The organism is Shinella sp. M27 (genome assembly GCF_049199905.1).
Taxonomy (GTDB): Bacteria; Pseudomonadota; Alphaproteobacteria; order Rhizobiales; family Rhizobiaceae; genus Shinella.
On record NZ_JBLZPK010000033.1, the window covers coordinates 90,252 to 103,247 of the forward strand.

General features: G+C 64.4%; 11 protein-coding genes. 2 read left to right on the forward strand and 9 right to left on the reverse strand.

Annotated features, from left to right (window positions below; all coding sequences use genetic code 11):
• Genes ACOZK4_RS13520 through ACOZK4_RS13530 form a run of 3 tightly spaced genes read right to left on the reverse strand, consistent with a single transcriptional unit; the run spans position 1 to position 5,463 of the window.
• Positions 1 to 3,267, reverse strand: coding sequence for an error-prone DNA polymerase (locus ACOZK4_RS13520; protein WP_421592323.1), 3,267 nt, complete (start codon positions 3,265 to 3,267; stop codon positions 1 to 3).
• Positions 3,264 to 4,787, reverse strand: coding sequence for a DUF6504 family protein (locus ACOZK4_RS13525; RefSeq protein ID WP_421592324.1), 1,524 nt, complete (start codon positions 4,785 to 4,787; stop codon positions 3,264 to 3,266). The genes ACOZK4_RS13520 and ACOZK4_RS13525 overlap by 4 nt, the downstream gene beginning before the upstream one ends.
• Entirely contained in the window at positions 4,702 to 5,463 is a 762-nt protein-coding gene (locus ACOZK4_RS13530; protein ID WP_421592325.1) for an ImuA family protein, read from the reverse strand. The genes ACOZK4_RS13525 and ACOZK4_RS13530 overlap by 86 nt, the downstream gene beginning before the upstream one ends.
• Before the next feature lie 173 nt (positions 5,464 to 5,636).
• On the opposite strand from ACOZK4_RS13530, the gene ACOZK4_RS13535 reads away from it, so the two are divergent.
• Positions 5,637 to 5,942 carry a hypothetical protein gene (locus ACOZK4_RS13535; protein WP_313532818.1) on the forward strand — a complete coding sequence of 102 codons (306 nt, stop codon included), beginning with the start codon at positions 5,637 to 5,639 and terminating at the stop codon, positions 5,940 to 5,942.
• A 53-nt stretch (positions 5,943 to 5,995) separates the two neighbouring features.
• Here the strand turns inward: ACOZK4_RS13535 and ACOZK4_RS13540 are convergent, their stop codons facing one another.
• From ACOZK4_RS13540 to ACOZK4_RS13550, 3 genes are all read right to left on the reverse strand, one after another.
• Positions 5,996 to 6,319 carry a hypothetical protein gene (locus tag ACOZK4_RS13540; RefSeq protein ID WP_313532817.1) on the reverse strand — a complete coding sequence of 108 codons (324 nt, stop codon included), beginning with the start codon at positions 6,317 to 6,319 and terminating at the stop codon, positions 5,996 to 5,998.
• 68 nt (positions 6,320 to 6,387) lie between these two features.
• Positions 6,388 to 7,407, reverse strand: a complete 1,020-nt coding sequence (locus ACOZK4_RS13545) for a GlxA family transcriptional regulator (protein WP_421592326.1) — start codon at positions 7,405 to 7,407, stop codon at positions 6,388 to 6,390.
• A 122-nt stretch (positions 7,408 to 7,529) separates the two neighbouring features.
• Positions 7,530 to 8,393: a DMT family transporter gene (locus tag ACOZK4_RS13550; RefSeq protein ID WP_421592327.1), complete on the reverse strand. Its 864-nt coding sequence runs from the start codon at positions 8,391 to 8,393 to the stop codon at positions 7,530 to 7,532.
• Positions 8,394 to 8,509: 116 nt separating this feature from the next.
• Between ACOZK4_RS13550 and ACOZK4_RS13555 the strand changes: the two genes are divergently transcribed.
• Positions 8,510 to 9,910, forward strand: coding sequence for a PLP-dependent aminotransferase family protein (locus tag ACOZK4_RS13555; RefSeq protein WP_421592328.1), 1,401 nt, complete (start codon positions 8,510 to 8,512; stop codon positions 9,908 to 9,910).
• Here the strand turns inward: ACOZK4_RS13555 and ACOZK4_RS13560 are convergent.
• The 3 genes from ACOZK4_RS13560 to ACOZK4_RS13570 are packed head-to-tail and all read right to left on the reverse strand — an operon-like array spanning position 9,907 to position 12,946.
• Positions 9,907 to 10,689 carry an ABC transporter permease gene (locus ACOZK4_RS13560; protein ID WP_421592329.1) on the reverse strand — a complete coding sequence of 261 codons (783 nt, stop codon included), beginning with the start codon at positions 10,687 to 10,689 and terminating at the stop codon, positions 9,907 to 9,909. The genes ACOZK4_RS13555 and ACOZK4_RS13560 overlap by 4 nt on opposite strands.
• A 2-nt stretch (positions 10,690 to 10,691) precedes the next feature.
• The gene (locus tag ACOZK4_RS13565; protein ID WP_313531308.1) at positions 10,692 to 11,870 is read right to left on the reverse strand and encodes an ABC transporter permease; all 1,179 of its coding nucleotides are present in this window, start codon (positions 11,868 to 11,870) and stop codon (positions 10,692 to 10,694) included.
• Positions 11,867 to 12,946: an ABC transporter ATP-binding protein gene (locus tag ACOZK4_RS13570; protein WP_421592407.1), complete on the reverse strand. Its 1,080-nt coding sequence runs from the start codon at positions 12,944 to 12,946 to the stop codon at positions 11,867 to 11,869. Before ACOZK4_RS13570 ends, ACOZK4_RS13565 begins: the two co-directional genes overlap by 4 nt.
• Positions 12,947 to 12,996: the final 50 nt, after the last annotated feature.

Sequence of the window (12,996 nt, forward strand, 5' to 3'; positions counted from 1 at the left end):
TCAGTGGAAATCGCGGGATTTGACGCGGATCTCGTCGATATGGCCATAGCCATCGACGAGATTGCGTGCCTTTCCAAGTTTTGGCGCACCGCGCGGATCGTGTGGCGGGCTGCCATGGTGGAACTCGTCGCCCCGCCCATGCGGCAGAGGAAAAGGCGTATCACGACGGCCGACACTGGCGAGCAGCCCGGAGAGATCCGTTAGTTGTTGCACCACGACATGCACTACTGCCCCTTCGCGTTGGATGTAGCCCTTGATACCCAGCATGGACGCTCCCATGACGACCGCGCGGTACGCCATAAAGACCTTCTTCCAGACAACGAGATTGGCAATGCCCGTCTCATCCTCGATCGTCACGAAGATGACACCCTTAGCCGAACCCGGGCGCTGGCGCACGAGCACCAGACCCGCCAATTCGACAGGCTGGCGATCCTGAAGATTCGTTGCGACCTGACATGACAATATCCCTTGCCGCTGCAAATCTTGCCGCAGGAAACTGACGGGATGGGCGCGCAGCGTCAGGCCGACATGACCATAATCCTCCACCACCTCGTTGCCGGCCGTCATGGGGCGCAATGCAACGGCGGGTTCGTCCAGTTCCGCGATCACTGCCTCTTCCCGCCTTGCAGCCGCCGTAAAAAGCGGCAGCGGCTCATCGCGCAACGCGCGGATCGCCCAGAGCGCTTCACGGCGGACCAGGCCAAGCGACGGTCGGAACGCATCGGCCTCAGCGAATTCAACGAGTGTCGCAGCCGGCAGTTCGGAACGCCGCCAGAGATCGTCCACCGAAACGAAAAGGCTCTCGGATCGTTCGGCAAAGAATCGTTCCAAGTTTTTGCTGTTCAATCCCTTGACCATGCAAAGGCCTAGCCGCACGGCAAAGCGCCCAGCCTCGCCCATAGGCTCCAGTGTGCAGTCCCATCGGCTTTCGTTGACGCAGACAGGGCGCATTTCAACGCCGTGCTCCTGTGCATCACGGACAATCTGCGCAGGAGCATAAAAACCCATCGGCTGGGAATTGAGCAAGGCTGCACAGAAGATTTCCGGATGGTGGCGTTTCATCCAGGCCGAGGCATAGGCAATGATGGCAAAACTATAGGCATGGCTTTCCGGGAAGCCGTAAGAACCGAAGCCTTCAAGTTGCTTGCACATACGTTCGGCGAATTCTTTCGAATAGCCTTTTTTCGTCATCCCGGCGATCAGTTCCTCTCGAAATTTGTCGACGCCTCCGGTCTGCTTGAAGGTTGCCATAGCACGGCGCAACTGGTCCGCCTTTCCTGCCGTAAACCCCGCCCCGACGATGGCGACCTGCATAGCCTGCTCTTGGAACAAGGGAATTCCGAGAGTCTTCCTCAAAACAGCCTTGAGTTTTTCATCATCTGGATAGTCTGGCACCTCCAGACCCTGCCTGCGACGCAAATAGGGGTGCACCATATCGCCTTGAATCGGTCCAGGCCGAACGATCGCCACCTGGATGACGATGTCGTAAAACTCCTTGGGCTTGAGGCGCGGCAGCATGGACATCTGCGCCCGGCTTTCGATCTGGAACGTGCCGAGCGTATCCGCCTTGGAGATCATCTCGTATGTCGGCTTGTCATCCAATTCGATATTCCAGAGCTCCTTGCTGATCCCCTTGAGATTTTTCAAATATTCGAATGCCCGTCGCATGCAGGAAAGCATGCCAAGAGCGAGAACGTCCACCTTCATGAACTCCAGGAACTCGACATCGTCTTTGTCCCATTCGATGACCTGCCGGGCATCCATGGCTGCGGGTTCGATCGGCACGAGATCATCCAGCCGGTCGCGTGTTAGGACGAAACCACCGGGGTGCTGAGAGAGATGTCGCGGCACACCAGTCAATTGTTTTGACAACTCCACCAGCAGCCTTATGCGCCGGTCATCGACATTCAAACCGATGTCCTTAATCTCAGCCTTCGGAATATCGTTCGACCAGCCCCACACCTGGGAAGATATTGCTTTGAGCACGTCCTCAGGCATGCCGAGCGCCCGGCCGATATCCCGCATGGCTCCGCGCGAGCGATAACGGATGACCGTGGCACAAAGCGCAGCACGGTCATGCCCATAGGTGTCATAGACCCACTGGATGACCTCCTCCCGACGCTCGTGCTCGAAATCGACGTCGATATCGGGCGGCTCGCCGCGCTGTTCCGATACGAACCGCTCAAATAGCAGACCGTTGTTCCTTGCGTCGATGGCAGTGATACCAAGAACGTAGCATACTGCACTGTTGGCCGCCGATCCCCTGCCCTGACAGAGAATACCGACCGAGCGTGCATACCGGACAATGGAATTCACCGTCAGGAAGTAAGGCGCATATTGCATTTTTTCGATAAGCTGCAATTCATCATTCAACTTCTTTACGACTGAATCGGGCACCCCATCGGGATACCGCTTTGTTGCCCCTTCCCATGTATATTTTTCCAGCGCCTCTTGCGGTGTGAGATGCGCGTATTCCCGCTCTTCCGGATATTGATACTGCAATTCGTCCAGCGAGAATTTGCAGCGCCCCACGATATCGATTGTGCGCTGAAGTGCTTCCGGGTAACGCGCGAACAGGCGATGCATCTCCTGCGGCGGCTTGAGGTAGCGGTCGGCGTGGCGTTCGCGCAGGAAGCCGGCATTGTCGATGACGACGTTGTGGCGGATGCAGGTGACGATATCCTGCAACAGGCGGCGGGCCGGTTCGTGGTAGAGCACGTCGTTGGTGACGACGGTGGGCACCCGGTATTGCGCGGCGAGGTTGGAGAGATCGAACAGGCGCAGCTGGTCGTTCGGGCGGCGGCGGAGCGTAAGCGCAAGGTAGCAGCGGCCCGCAAACGCTTCCGACAGGCGGCGAAGATGGAAGGCCGCGGTGTCGTCGGCCTCGTCGGGGACCAGCACGGCGAGCAGGCCTTCGCTCCATTCGACGACATCCGGCCAGTCGAGATGGCATTTTCCCTTGCCGGCTTTTTTCTTGCCGATGGTGAGCAGGCGGCAAAGTCGGGCATAGGCTTCGCGGTCCGTCGGGTAGACGATGAGCGACATGCCATCGACAAGATCCAGCCGGCAGCCGACGACAAGGCGAACACCCGTTTCCTTCGCCGCGCGATAGGCCTGCACGACACCCGCCAGACTGTTGCGGTCGACGACGGCCATGGCTTCGATGCCGAGCGCATTTGCCTGAGCAAACAGCTCCGCGCAGCTGCTAGCGCCGCGGAGGAAAGAGAAATGCGAGGTGACCTGGAGTTCGGCGTAGCGTGGCGTCATGCGAAAATCCCGTGCAGGAACCAGCGGCCGATGCCGTTGACGATCTGCTGCTCCTCGCCCGAACGGAACAGCCAGAAGCGTTCGCCCTCCGCATCCTCCACCTGGAAATAATCGCGCACGGCGGCAAGCTCGGCATCGCGCTTCCACCATTCACCGAAGATGCGCTCGGGGCCGTCGGCGCGCTGCACACGCCGGCGCACGCCACGCCATGTGAAGAAGGCGGGCGGATGGTCGGGCATCAGCGCCATGACCTCGATCGGCTCCGGGCGGGCGAGAAGCCGCGCCGGGCGCGGCCAGCGGCCAGGCCAGGTCGCGCCATCATCGGGCGCAAGCGGCGGTATGCGGTGGATGGAACGTTCCGGCACGTCGCTTTCGACCGGCGCGAGGCGATAGAGCCGGCGGGCGCCGATGCGGTTGGCGATGACATCGACCAGGCCGGCGATATCGGCCTGTTCTTCCTCGATCAGCGAGGAGACGGCCTGTTGCAGCACCAGCGGTTCGGCGAGCGTCGCCGTGAGTTCCATGATCTCGATGCCGAAACCCGGATCGATCGTCTCGATACGATCACAGAGCAGACGGACGAGGCGCTTTTCATCGCGCACGGCGCGGGCCGTGCCGACGCGGATGGCCTGCAGCGTGTTGTCGACGCGGTGAAAGATCAGGTCGAGCCGGCGAGCACCGAGGCCGCGTTTTTCCAGTGCCCGGCAGAGATCGCCGACGAGATCAGACGTGTAGCGCGCGATGGTCTCGGCCGCGCCGATCGGTTCGCCGAAAACCTTGCGCACGCTGACGCGTTCGGGATCGCGCAGGGGATCAACGGGCTCGGAAACCGTGCCCTGCACCTGGTCGAGCCGGCGGCCGAGGCCTGCGCCGAAACGCAGCACGAGGGGCGCACGCGGCACGGCGAGCACCTCGCCGATCGTGGCAAAGCCCAGCACATGCAGACCGGTCACGGTTTCCGGCGCAATCCGCAGACCGGGGATCGGCAAGGGCGCCACGGCCTTGCCGGCCGCGCCCGGCGGGATGACGCAGACGGGTGCCGCCAGGAATCGGGCGGCGGCATGCGCCGCGCCCCATGTATCGGCCACCGCCGCACGAGCGAAAATGCCGGAAGCACCGAGACGGTTGACGAGACCGGTCAGCATGCGCTCCTCGCCGCCATGCAAATGGTCGGCGCCAGTCGTGTCGATGACGAGCCCATCCGGCGGATCGGGCGCGACGATGGGGGCATAATGCTGCAAGGCCCAGAGAGAGAGACGGTTGAGGGCCGCAGCATCAGCGGCGGGATCGGCCGGCAAGGTGAGAATATCCGGCACCAGCGCATGGGCCTTGGCAAGCGGCATGCCGACGCGCAGGCCCGCCTGCTCGGCCACCCGGCTCACCGCGGTGAGAACGCGGCGCGCGCCATCACGGCCGACGAGAACGAGCCGCTGGTCAGCCGGTGGCGCCGCGGCTCCGAGGGAGCGCCGCAGCCGGTCGATCGGCCAGCCGGGAAGAAAAAGCGATACGACCCTCGCCATCGGTTGCCTCCACGTCAAATTCCGCCGCGGCACCGGCCCGGCAACGGGTCAGCTCCAGCAGCCATTGCGCCCGGCCGATGCCCGGCACGGGAAGGGCCAGGGACGGCCGGACGGACACCCGCCAGCGCGTCACGGCGGCCGTCGGTTGATCAAAGGCTGCCGCTTCCTTCAAATGCCGGAAACGCCTAAGTGCGAGGCCGAGCGTGCCGCCGGCCTCCGCCGCCAGTTGCAGGCGGCGCGAAGCCGTCATCGACAGGCGCGCGACCTCCGCCACGACGGCGCCGAGCCCGCCATGGCGCAGTCCCTCCTCGAAACAGAGGAGCAGGCTCTTTTCGTCGCCCGCTTCGACATAGATGACACGGCCAGGTGCCAGCCCCGCCTGTGCCAGCGCCGGCGCGAAAAGGTCCGGCCGCGTCAGGCACCACAGCACCTGCCCCTTGGTGCGCGCCGCGATACCGGCGGCAAAGAGCATGGCGGCCGCCCCCTCGACGGCATCATTGCCGCCGCCGCAGACCTCATGCAGGCTGGCCAGCGCCAGCCCGCCGCCCGGCAGGCGCTCGTCGATCTCGGGCACACCGAAGGGCAGCACCGCCCGGTCGCGCGCAGCGCGGCCGTCGAACTGCCGGATGCGGTCGCGCAGATCGGCGACAACGGCACTGGCGGCGAAGGCGGACATTTGACGGGCGGCTCCTTGACGAGGAATATATGTTCTCTTTTTGTTCTTAAACAAGCAGAGAGTCAATTGCCCTTGCCGGCCGCAACGATCACAGTTTGAATCAAAGACGGGAACCAAGTGGCGCGGCGGAAGTTCTTCCCTTTGCCATTCCATTCAATCCAGGAGACATGTCCATGGCTGACGAAAAGAGCACCGGAAAGCGCACGCTTGGCGTCGTCGAAGGGCGAGACAGCATTTCTGAGGACGTCCGCGTCGCCGAAGCGGAAGCCTCGGTCACCGAACAGATCGAAGCCTTGAAATCGGAGATAAGCCGGCTGAAGGAATCCGCAGGCCTGATTGCCGAAGGCACCGGCCAGCTTGCCGTCGCCAAGGCGGAATCGCTGCGCGAGGATTTGCGCCAGACCATCCAGAGCAATCCGCTGGCCACGCTGGCGGGGGCGGCCTTCATCGGCTACCTTTTTGGTCTGCGTCACCGCTGAACACCCTAATCGAACGACATAAAAAAGCCCGGCAATGCCGGGCTTTTCGGTGTTCAGAACCAGCGCTGGCGGCGCGGCGGCTCGCTTTCGAGGGAACCGAGCAGATAGCCCAGGACGACACCGGCAAGACCGGCGGCCAGAACGACGGTCGAAAGACCGGCCGGATGCTCGCGCGCCGCCTGCGCGACGGCAGCACCCTCGGAGCGCACATATTTCGTTGCCGAGCGCACGGCCGGACGAGCCGCATCCACGGCATTGCCGGCGCGGTCGCGGATCGTCTCGTAGGCCTCGGTACCGCGATCGCCAAGATCCTTCTGGAGCGTGGCGATTTCGGCGCGAAGGGCGGAAATCTGGGATTGAACGTCAGTGCTTGCCATTACGGTCTCCTTGTCAGAATGAAGACCGAACGGATGGCGGGCGTCTTGGTTCCCGCAAAGAAGCGAAATCAGCTCGCCTGGCGGCGGCCGTCGCGGCGGATCTGCGAGGGTGTATCGCCGAAGGCCGCGCGGAAACGGCGGGTGAAATGAGAGAGGCTTTCGAAACCGGTTTCGAGCGCGATCTCGATCAGCGGCTTGTTGGTGCGCACCACCATATTGAGGGCGGCGGCCATGCGGATCTTCATATAGATCGTGCTCGGCGAGGCGCCCATGTCGCTCTCGAACAGGCGCTCCAGCTGGCGGCGGGAGACGCCCGTCATCGTGGCGATGCTGTCGATGGACAACAGGTCTTCCGTGTGCTGCTCCATCATCATGATGGCGAGATGCACGCGCCGGTCGCGCGCCTCGAGGCCGAGCGGATTGCGCGGCTGGAGGTCGGTGGCGTCGCGCCGGTGGCGGATCTGCAGGATTTCCAGCGCGTTGCGCTCCGCCGCCTCGCCGACATGGTGGCGCACGAGCGTTGCGGCCAGATCCGCAACGCTGCTGCCGCCGGCGCAGGTGGCGACCTTGCCGTCGAAGCGGAAGATCTGCTCCGACGTCGCTTCGATATCGGGGTAGCGCGCACGGAATTCGCGGTGGTGCAGCCAGCTCACGCAAGCCGTATGGCCCTTGAGCAGGCCCGCCTCGGCAAGGACGAAGCTGCCGGTACAGAGGCCGATCAGCCCGACGCCGGCCTTGGCGACCTTGGCCAGATAGGCGCGCGCATAGCTGTCGATCGGTTCATCGACCTTGAGCAGGCCGCCGACCACGGCGATATAGTCGAAAGCGGCGGGATCGGCGAAGGGCGCCGTCGGCGCGACCTGGATGCCGCTCGACGAGGAGATGAAATTGCGCGTGCTGCTCAGGACGTCCCAGTCGCAATTGACGCGGCGGGAGCGGTCCTCGCTGTCGCTGGCAAGCCGCAGCGTATCGACGAACAGCGCGAAGGCGGAGAGCGTAAAACTTTTCGACAGGATGAAACCGACACGCAACGCCTTGGGCGCCGCATGGTTGCCCGTCTCCCGCGATGTCCGCACATCAACCGTCATCCGCATCTCCCGGGCCGCTTGCGGGGACAGGATCGTCGCCCGCCAGAACTGCCGACGATATCCATAGCAGATTTCGCCTCACCGCTCCATTCCCTGCACGGCGTTTGTGTGCGGATTGGGGCCTATCGCGCAAATTTCCGCGCGCCGGCAACGCAGGCGACGATGGCGAGCGTGGTGAGCAGCATCAGCGGGCTGACACGTTCGTGCAGCAGGAAGGCGGCGAGCAGCAGGCCGAAGAAGGGCTGGAGCAGCTGCAATTGCCCGACCGCCGCAATGCCCCCGAGTGCCAGCCCGCGATACCAGAAGACGAAGCCGACGAGCATGCTGAAGACCGAGACATAGGCCAGGCCCGCCCAGGCGCCGCCGGCAATATTGGCCCAGCTGTCCGGCAGCGTCGCAAGCGCGATGACGGTCATCAGCGGCAAGGCGAGGATCAGCGCCCAGGAAATGACCTGCCAGCCGCCCAGTGTGCGCGACAGTTTCGCGCCCTCGGCATAGCCCAGCCCGCAGGCGATGATGGCCGCGACCATCAGGAGATCGCCGGTCAGGGAGACCTCCGCGCCGGAATTCAGGGCGAAGCCCACCACCGTCGCGCTGCCGATGACGGAGAACAGCCAGAACAGCGGCTTGGGCCGCTCCCCGCCCCTCAGCACAGCGAAGACGGCGGTGGCCAGCGGCAGGAGCCCGACAAAGACGATGGAATGCGCCGATGTGATGTACTGCAGCGCAAGCGCCGTCAGCAACGGAAAACCGACGACGACCCCGAGCGCAACGATGGTGAGCGAGAGGAGATTGTCGCGGGAAGGCTTGCTCTGGCGCAGCGCCACGAGCAGCGCCGCCCCCAGCAGCGCGGCGATGACGGCGCGCGCCGAGGTCAGGAACAGCGGCGAAAAATCCGCCACCGCGATGCGGGTCGCCGGCAGCGACCCGCTGAAGATGATGACGCCGGCAAGCCCGCTGCCCCAGCCGTCCATGGATGTTTTCATGTTTACCTCGCATTCGCCTGGGAAATTACGCCTGCGGGGCTGGCCGTAACAGAAACAAAACAATACAATATTGAATAACTGTATTAGTTTAAAAAGCCATACACTTGAGCAGGCCTATGACCGAAACCGCAAAGGGAAGCCGCGCCGAACGGGTGATGGTCACCATCCGCAACCGCATCGCCGGCCGGGCGCTGGCGCCGGGCGACCGCCTGCCGTCGATCCGCGGCCTTGCCGCCACGGCGGGCGTCTCACCGTCGACGGTCGTCGAAGCCTATGACCGGCTGGCGGCGGAGGGCTTGATCCGGCCGCAGCGGGGCTCCGGCTTCTACGTCTCCAATGCCGCCCCGCCGCCACTGAAGCTTGCGGAAGGCGAAACGCCGAAGGCACGCGCGGTCGATCCGTTCTGGGTGTCGCGGCAATCGCTCGATGCTGAGGACGGCACGCTGAAACCCGGTTGCGGCTGGCTGCCGGCGGAATGGATGCCGAACGAGGCGCTGCGCCGGGCAATCCGCAGCCTCGCGCGCGCCGATGACGCCATGCTCGCCTATTACGGCCATACGCGCGGCTCCCATGCCCTGCGAAGATTGCTGCTCGGCCGTCTCGCGGAAGAAGGCGTCGCCGCCGGACCGGAGCACCTGATGCTGACGAATACGAGCACGCAGGCGCTCGACCTCATCTGCCGCTTCCTGCTCCGCCCCGGCGACACCGTGCTGATCGACGATCCCTGCTACTTCAATTTCCAGGCGCTCCTGAAAGCTCATCAGGTCAAGGTGATCGGCGTGCCCTACACAACAGCCGGCCCCGATGTGGCGGCGTTCGAGGCCCTGCTTTCGACGGAACGGCCACGGCTCTACATCACCAATTCAGCGCTGCACAATCCGACCGGCGCGACCCTCTCGCCACAGGTCGCGCACCGGCTGCTGAACGCGGCCGCGGCGAACGACACGATCATCGTGGAAGACGATATCTTCGCCGATTTCGAGCCGGAGCCGACGACGCGGCTTGCCGCGCTCGACGGCCTGCATCACGTCATCCGCATCGGGAGCTTCTCAAAGACGCTCTCGGCCTCCGTGCGCTGCGGTTACATCGCGGCGCGGGCGGACTGGGTCGAGGGGCTGGTCGATCTGCAGATCGCCACCAATTTCGGCGGCCCGAGCCCGGTTTCCAGCGAGATCATCGCCCATATGCTGGCCGGCGGCGGTTACCGCAAACATATGGAGGACGTACGCCGTCGGTTGGTGCGCGCGCGGCGCGAGACGACCGACCGGCTGGCGCGGCTTGGCATAACACCGTGGCTTTCGCCGCGTGGCGGCTTCAATCTGTGGTGCCGGCTGCCGGACGGGCTGGACTCCGGCGAGGTTGCGCAGGCCGCCCTCGCCGAGGGCGTGGTGCTCGCCCCCGGCAATGTCTTCAGCGTCTCGCAAACGGCCGGCAATTTCATGCGCTTCAACGTCGCCCATATGGGCGACCCGCGCATCTATGAGGTGCTGGCCCGAACGCTGAAGCGCGTTGTTTAACGCCGTTTCGCCATCATCGAGCGAGACAGGACGACGATGAGGCCGATGACAACGGTCGCAACGATGAACAGGAAGGCGGCGGCGGCGATGGCCGGGCTGATATTCTCGCGGATCGAGGAGAACATCTGCCGCGCCAGCGTGCGCTGGTTGGGTCCAGCGACGAAGAGGGTCAGCACCACCTCGTCGAGCGAGGTGGCGAAGGCCAGCACGGCGCCCGAGAGCACGCCGGGCATGGCGAGCGGTAGCGTGATGCGGCGAAAAACCGTGATCGGCGCCGCACCGAGGCTCTGCGCCGCAAGCTCCACCCGCTCGTCGATACCGGCCAGCGCCCCGGTGACGCTGACCACCACGAAGGGCACGGCAACGACCGTATGGGCGATGATCACCCCGAGATAGCTGTTCGTCAGCCCGAAGCCCGCCAGCAGCACCTGCATGCCGACGCCGAGCACGACGGCCGGCACCACCATCGGCAGCAGGAACAGTGTGCGTATCGCGCCGCGGAAGAAGATGAGGCGGTTGCGCAGGCCGAGCGACGCCGCCGTGCCGAGAACGGTGGCGAGCAGCGTCGTGCCTGTGCCGATGATCAGGCTGTTGACGATGGCGCGCCGCCAGGCATCGGCGAAGAACAGTTCTTCGAACCAGCGCATCGACCAGGAAGGGATCGGATAGGTGAGGATGACGCTCGAGGTGAAGGCGAGCGGCAGGATGGCGATGAGCGGTGCCACGAGGAAGAGGATCGTCAGAGTGGCGAAGGTGGCCTTGGCGATTTTCATCGGCATGGTCAGCGCCTCCCAGGTTCTTCGCTGGAGAGCCGCGCATAGACGCTGTAGAGCACGAGCGTCGCGACGAGCAGCACCATGCCGAGCGCGCCGGCCATGCCCCAATTGGCGGAGCCGGTGGCGTAGAAGGCGATGATGGACGAGATCATCTGGTCGCCCGGCCCACCGATCAGCGCCGGCGTGATGTAGTAGCCGATCGCCGAAATGAAGACGAGCAGGCCGCCGGAGGCGACACCACGCAGGCTGAGCGGCAGGAGCACGCGCAGGAAAGCGCGTAGCGGCGGTGCGCCGAGGGAGGCTGCGGCCGGCATCAGGTTCTTCGGGATGGTGATCAGCACGGAATAGATCGGCAGCACCATGAAGGGCAAGAGCACATGGGTCATGGCGATGATGACGCCGGTGCGGTTGAAGATCAGCGCGAGCGGCGAATTGATGATGCCAAGCGTCAGAAGCAGATCGTTGATCAGGCCTTTTTCCTGCAACAGGATGAACCATGCGGCGGTGCGCACCAGAAGCGAGGTCCAGAGCGGCAGGAGAACCGCGCCGAGCATCAGGTCACGCTTCCAGCCATCGAGCGACGCGGCGATGATGGCATAGGGAAAGCCGATCAGAGCGCAGAAGAAAGTGACGAGCCCGGCGATCCAGAAGGTGCGCGCGAGGATCACGCCATTGACGGACTGATCGGCCGGCAGATGCTCGATCTCGCCGGCGGCATTGCGGCCGAAATCGACGGCGGCAAGCAGGTTGCGATCGGTATAGGGCGACAGCGCATCGGCAATCGCCAGCCAGAATTCCGGCTTTTCCCAGCGCTTGTCGATGGAGACGAGGTCGGCGGGCGGGTTGGCCGTGTCGTCGAGCGCCCCCGTCGTCTTGCCCATCAGCGTGCGGAAGCCGGAGCGGGCGCTGTTGAGACGGCGCACCATGTCGCCCAGCGCCTGGTCGTCATCGACGGCTTTCAGGTCCTCCATCAGCGCCGTCTGCATGGCCGCCGACGGCGGCGACTTGCGGTCCCACTCCGTCAGAACCTCGGCGCTGCGCGGCAGAAGCTTGAGCACGGCGGGATCCGACACGGCCTGCGACATCATGCTGAACAGCGGCCAGACGAAGAAGCCGATGAGGAAGAGAAGCAGCGGCGCCAGCAGGATGAGCGAGCGCCCGGTTCGGGAGGAAGCTGCACTCATGTCGCGATGACCCGGCAATCGCCGGCCGAAAAAGCCGCGAAGACCTTCGTGCCCGGCGGAAACTCGCGCGACCGGCGGCCGAGCTTGGCGATCAGCGGATGGCTGGCATTCTGCAACTGCACGCGCAGGTGATCGCCCTGGTAGACGCTGTCGGTGACCTCCGTTTCCAGCACATTGCGCGCCTCACCGCGGGCCTCGCTGAGATCGACCCGTTCCGGGCGGATGGAGAGGAAGACCGACTGGCCGCGGGCCACCGTGCCGGACACCGCCGATACGATCTGCGCCCCGGAGGGAAGGCGCACGGTGGCCTCCTGCCCCTGCACGGCCTCCACGACGCCTTCGACAAGATTGGTCTCGCCGATGAATTCGGCGACGAAGCGCGTCGCCGGCTCGTCATAGACCTGCCGCGGCGTACCGATCTGCTCGATCCTGCCCTTGTTGAACACGGCGACCCGGTCCGACATGGTGAGCGCTTCGGACTGGTCATGCGTGACGAAGACGATGGTCAGGCCAAGCCTGCGGTGCAGATCGCGGATATCGAGCTGCATCTGCTCGCGCAGGTTCTTGTCGAGCGCGCCGAGCGGCTCGTCCATCAAGACGACGCGCGGCTCGAAGACAAGCGCACGCGCGAGCGCCACGCGCTGCTGCTGGCCGCCGGAGAGCTGCGAAGGACGCCGGTCGACAAGGGCGGACATCTGCACCATGCCGAGCGCGCGCTTGACCCGCTCGCCAACCTCCGCCTTGCCGATGCCGCGCATTTGCAAGGGAAAAGCGATGTTGTCGCCGACGGACATGTGCGGGAAGAGCGCATAACTCTGGAAGACCACGCCCATGTCCCGCTTGTGGGTGGGGACCGCGTTGATCGCCGTGCCATCGAGCAGGATGCTACCCGAGGTCGGCTGCTCGAAACCGGCAAGCATCATCAGAAGCGTCGTCTTGCCGGAGCCGGACGGCCCGAGCAGGCTGACGAACTCGCCCTTCTCGATGCCGAGGTCGAGATTTTCGACCACGCAAAGCGGGCCGTAGAATTTGGTGATGCAGTCAAATCGAATGAATTCGGCCACGGAAGACTCCATCGCTAGAGGCGGAGAACGCGCGTTGAACGCATCCGGCCATGCAGGAAGGG

Excerpts from the sequence above, each read along its gene's own strand:
- ACOZK4_RS13535 (WP_313532818.1), top strand. The coding sequence starts at position 5,637 with ATGGCTGACGAAAAGAGCACCGGAAAGCGCACGCTTGGCGTCGTCGAA.
- ACOZK4_RS13565 (WP_313531308.1), bottom strand. The coding sequence starts at position 11,870 with ATGAGTGCAGCTTCCTCCCGAACCGGGCGCTCGCTCATCCTGCTGGCG.
- ACOZK4_RS13560 (WP_421592329.1), bottom strand. The coding sequence starts at position 10,689 with ATGCCGATGAAAATCGCCAAGGCCACCTTCGCCACTCTGACGATCCTC.
- ACOZK4_RS13520 (WP_421592323.1), bottom strand. The coding sequence starts at position 3,267 with ATGACGCCACGCTACGCCGAACTCCAGGTCACCTCGCATTTCTCTTTC.
- ACOZK4_RS13525 (WP_421592324.1), bottom strand. The coding sequence starts at position 4,787 with ATGGCGAGGGTCGTATCGCTTTTTCTTCCCGGCTGGCCGATCGACCGG.
- ACOZK4_RS13530 (WP_421592325.1), bottom strand. The coding sequence starts at position 5,463 with ATGTCCGCCTTCGCCGCCAGTGCCGTTGTCGCCGATCTGCGCGACCGC.
- ACOZK4_RS13550 (WP_421592327.1), bottom strand. The coding sequence starts at position 8,393 with ATGAAAACATCCATGGACGGCTGGGGCAGCGGGCTTGCCGGCGTCATC.
- ACOZK4_RS13540 (WP_313532817.1), bottom strand. The coding sequence starts at position 6,319 with ATGGCAAGCACTGACGTTCAATCCCAGATTTCCGCCCTTCGCGCCGAA.
- ACOZK4_RS13545 (WP_421592326.1), bottom strand. The coding sequence starts at position 7,407 with ATGACGGTTGATGTGCGGACATCGCGGGAGACGGGCAACCATGCGGCG.
- ACOZK4_RS13570 (WP_421592407.1), bottom strand. The coding sequence starts at position 12,946 with ATGGAGTCTTCCGTGGCCGAATTCATTCGATTTGACTGCATCACCAAA.
- ACOZK4_RS13555 (WP_421592328.1), top strand. The coding sequence starts at position 8,510 with ATGACCGAAACCGCAAAGGGAAGCCGCGCCGAACGGGTGATGGTCACC.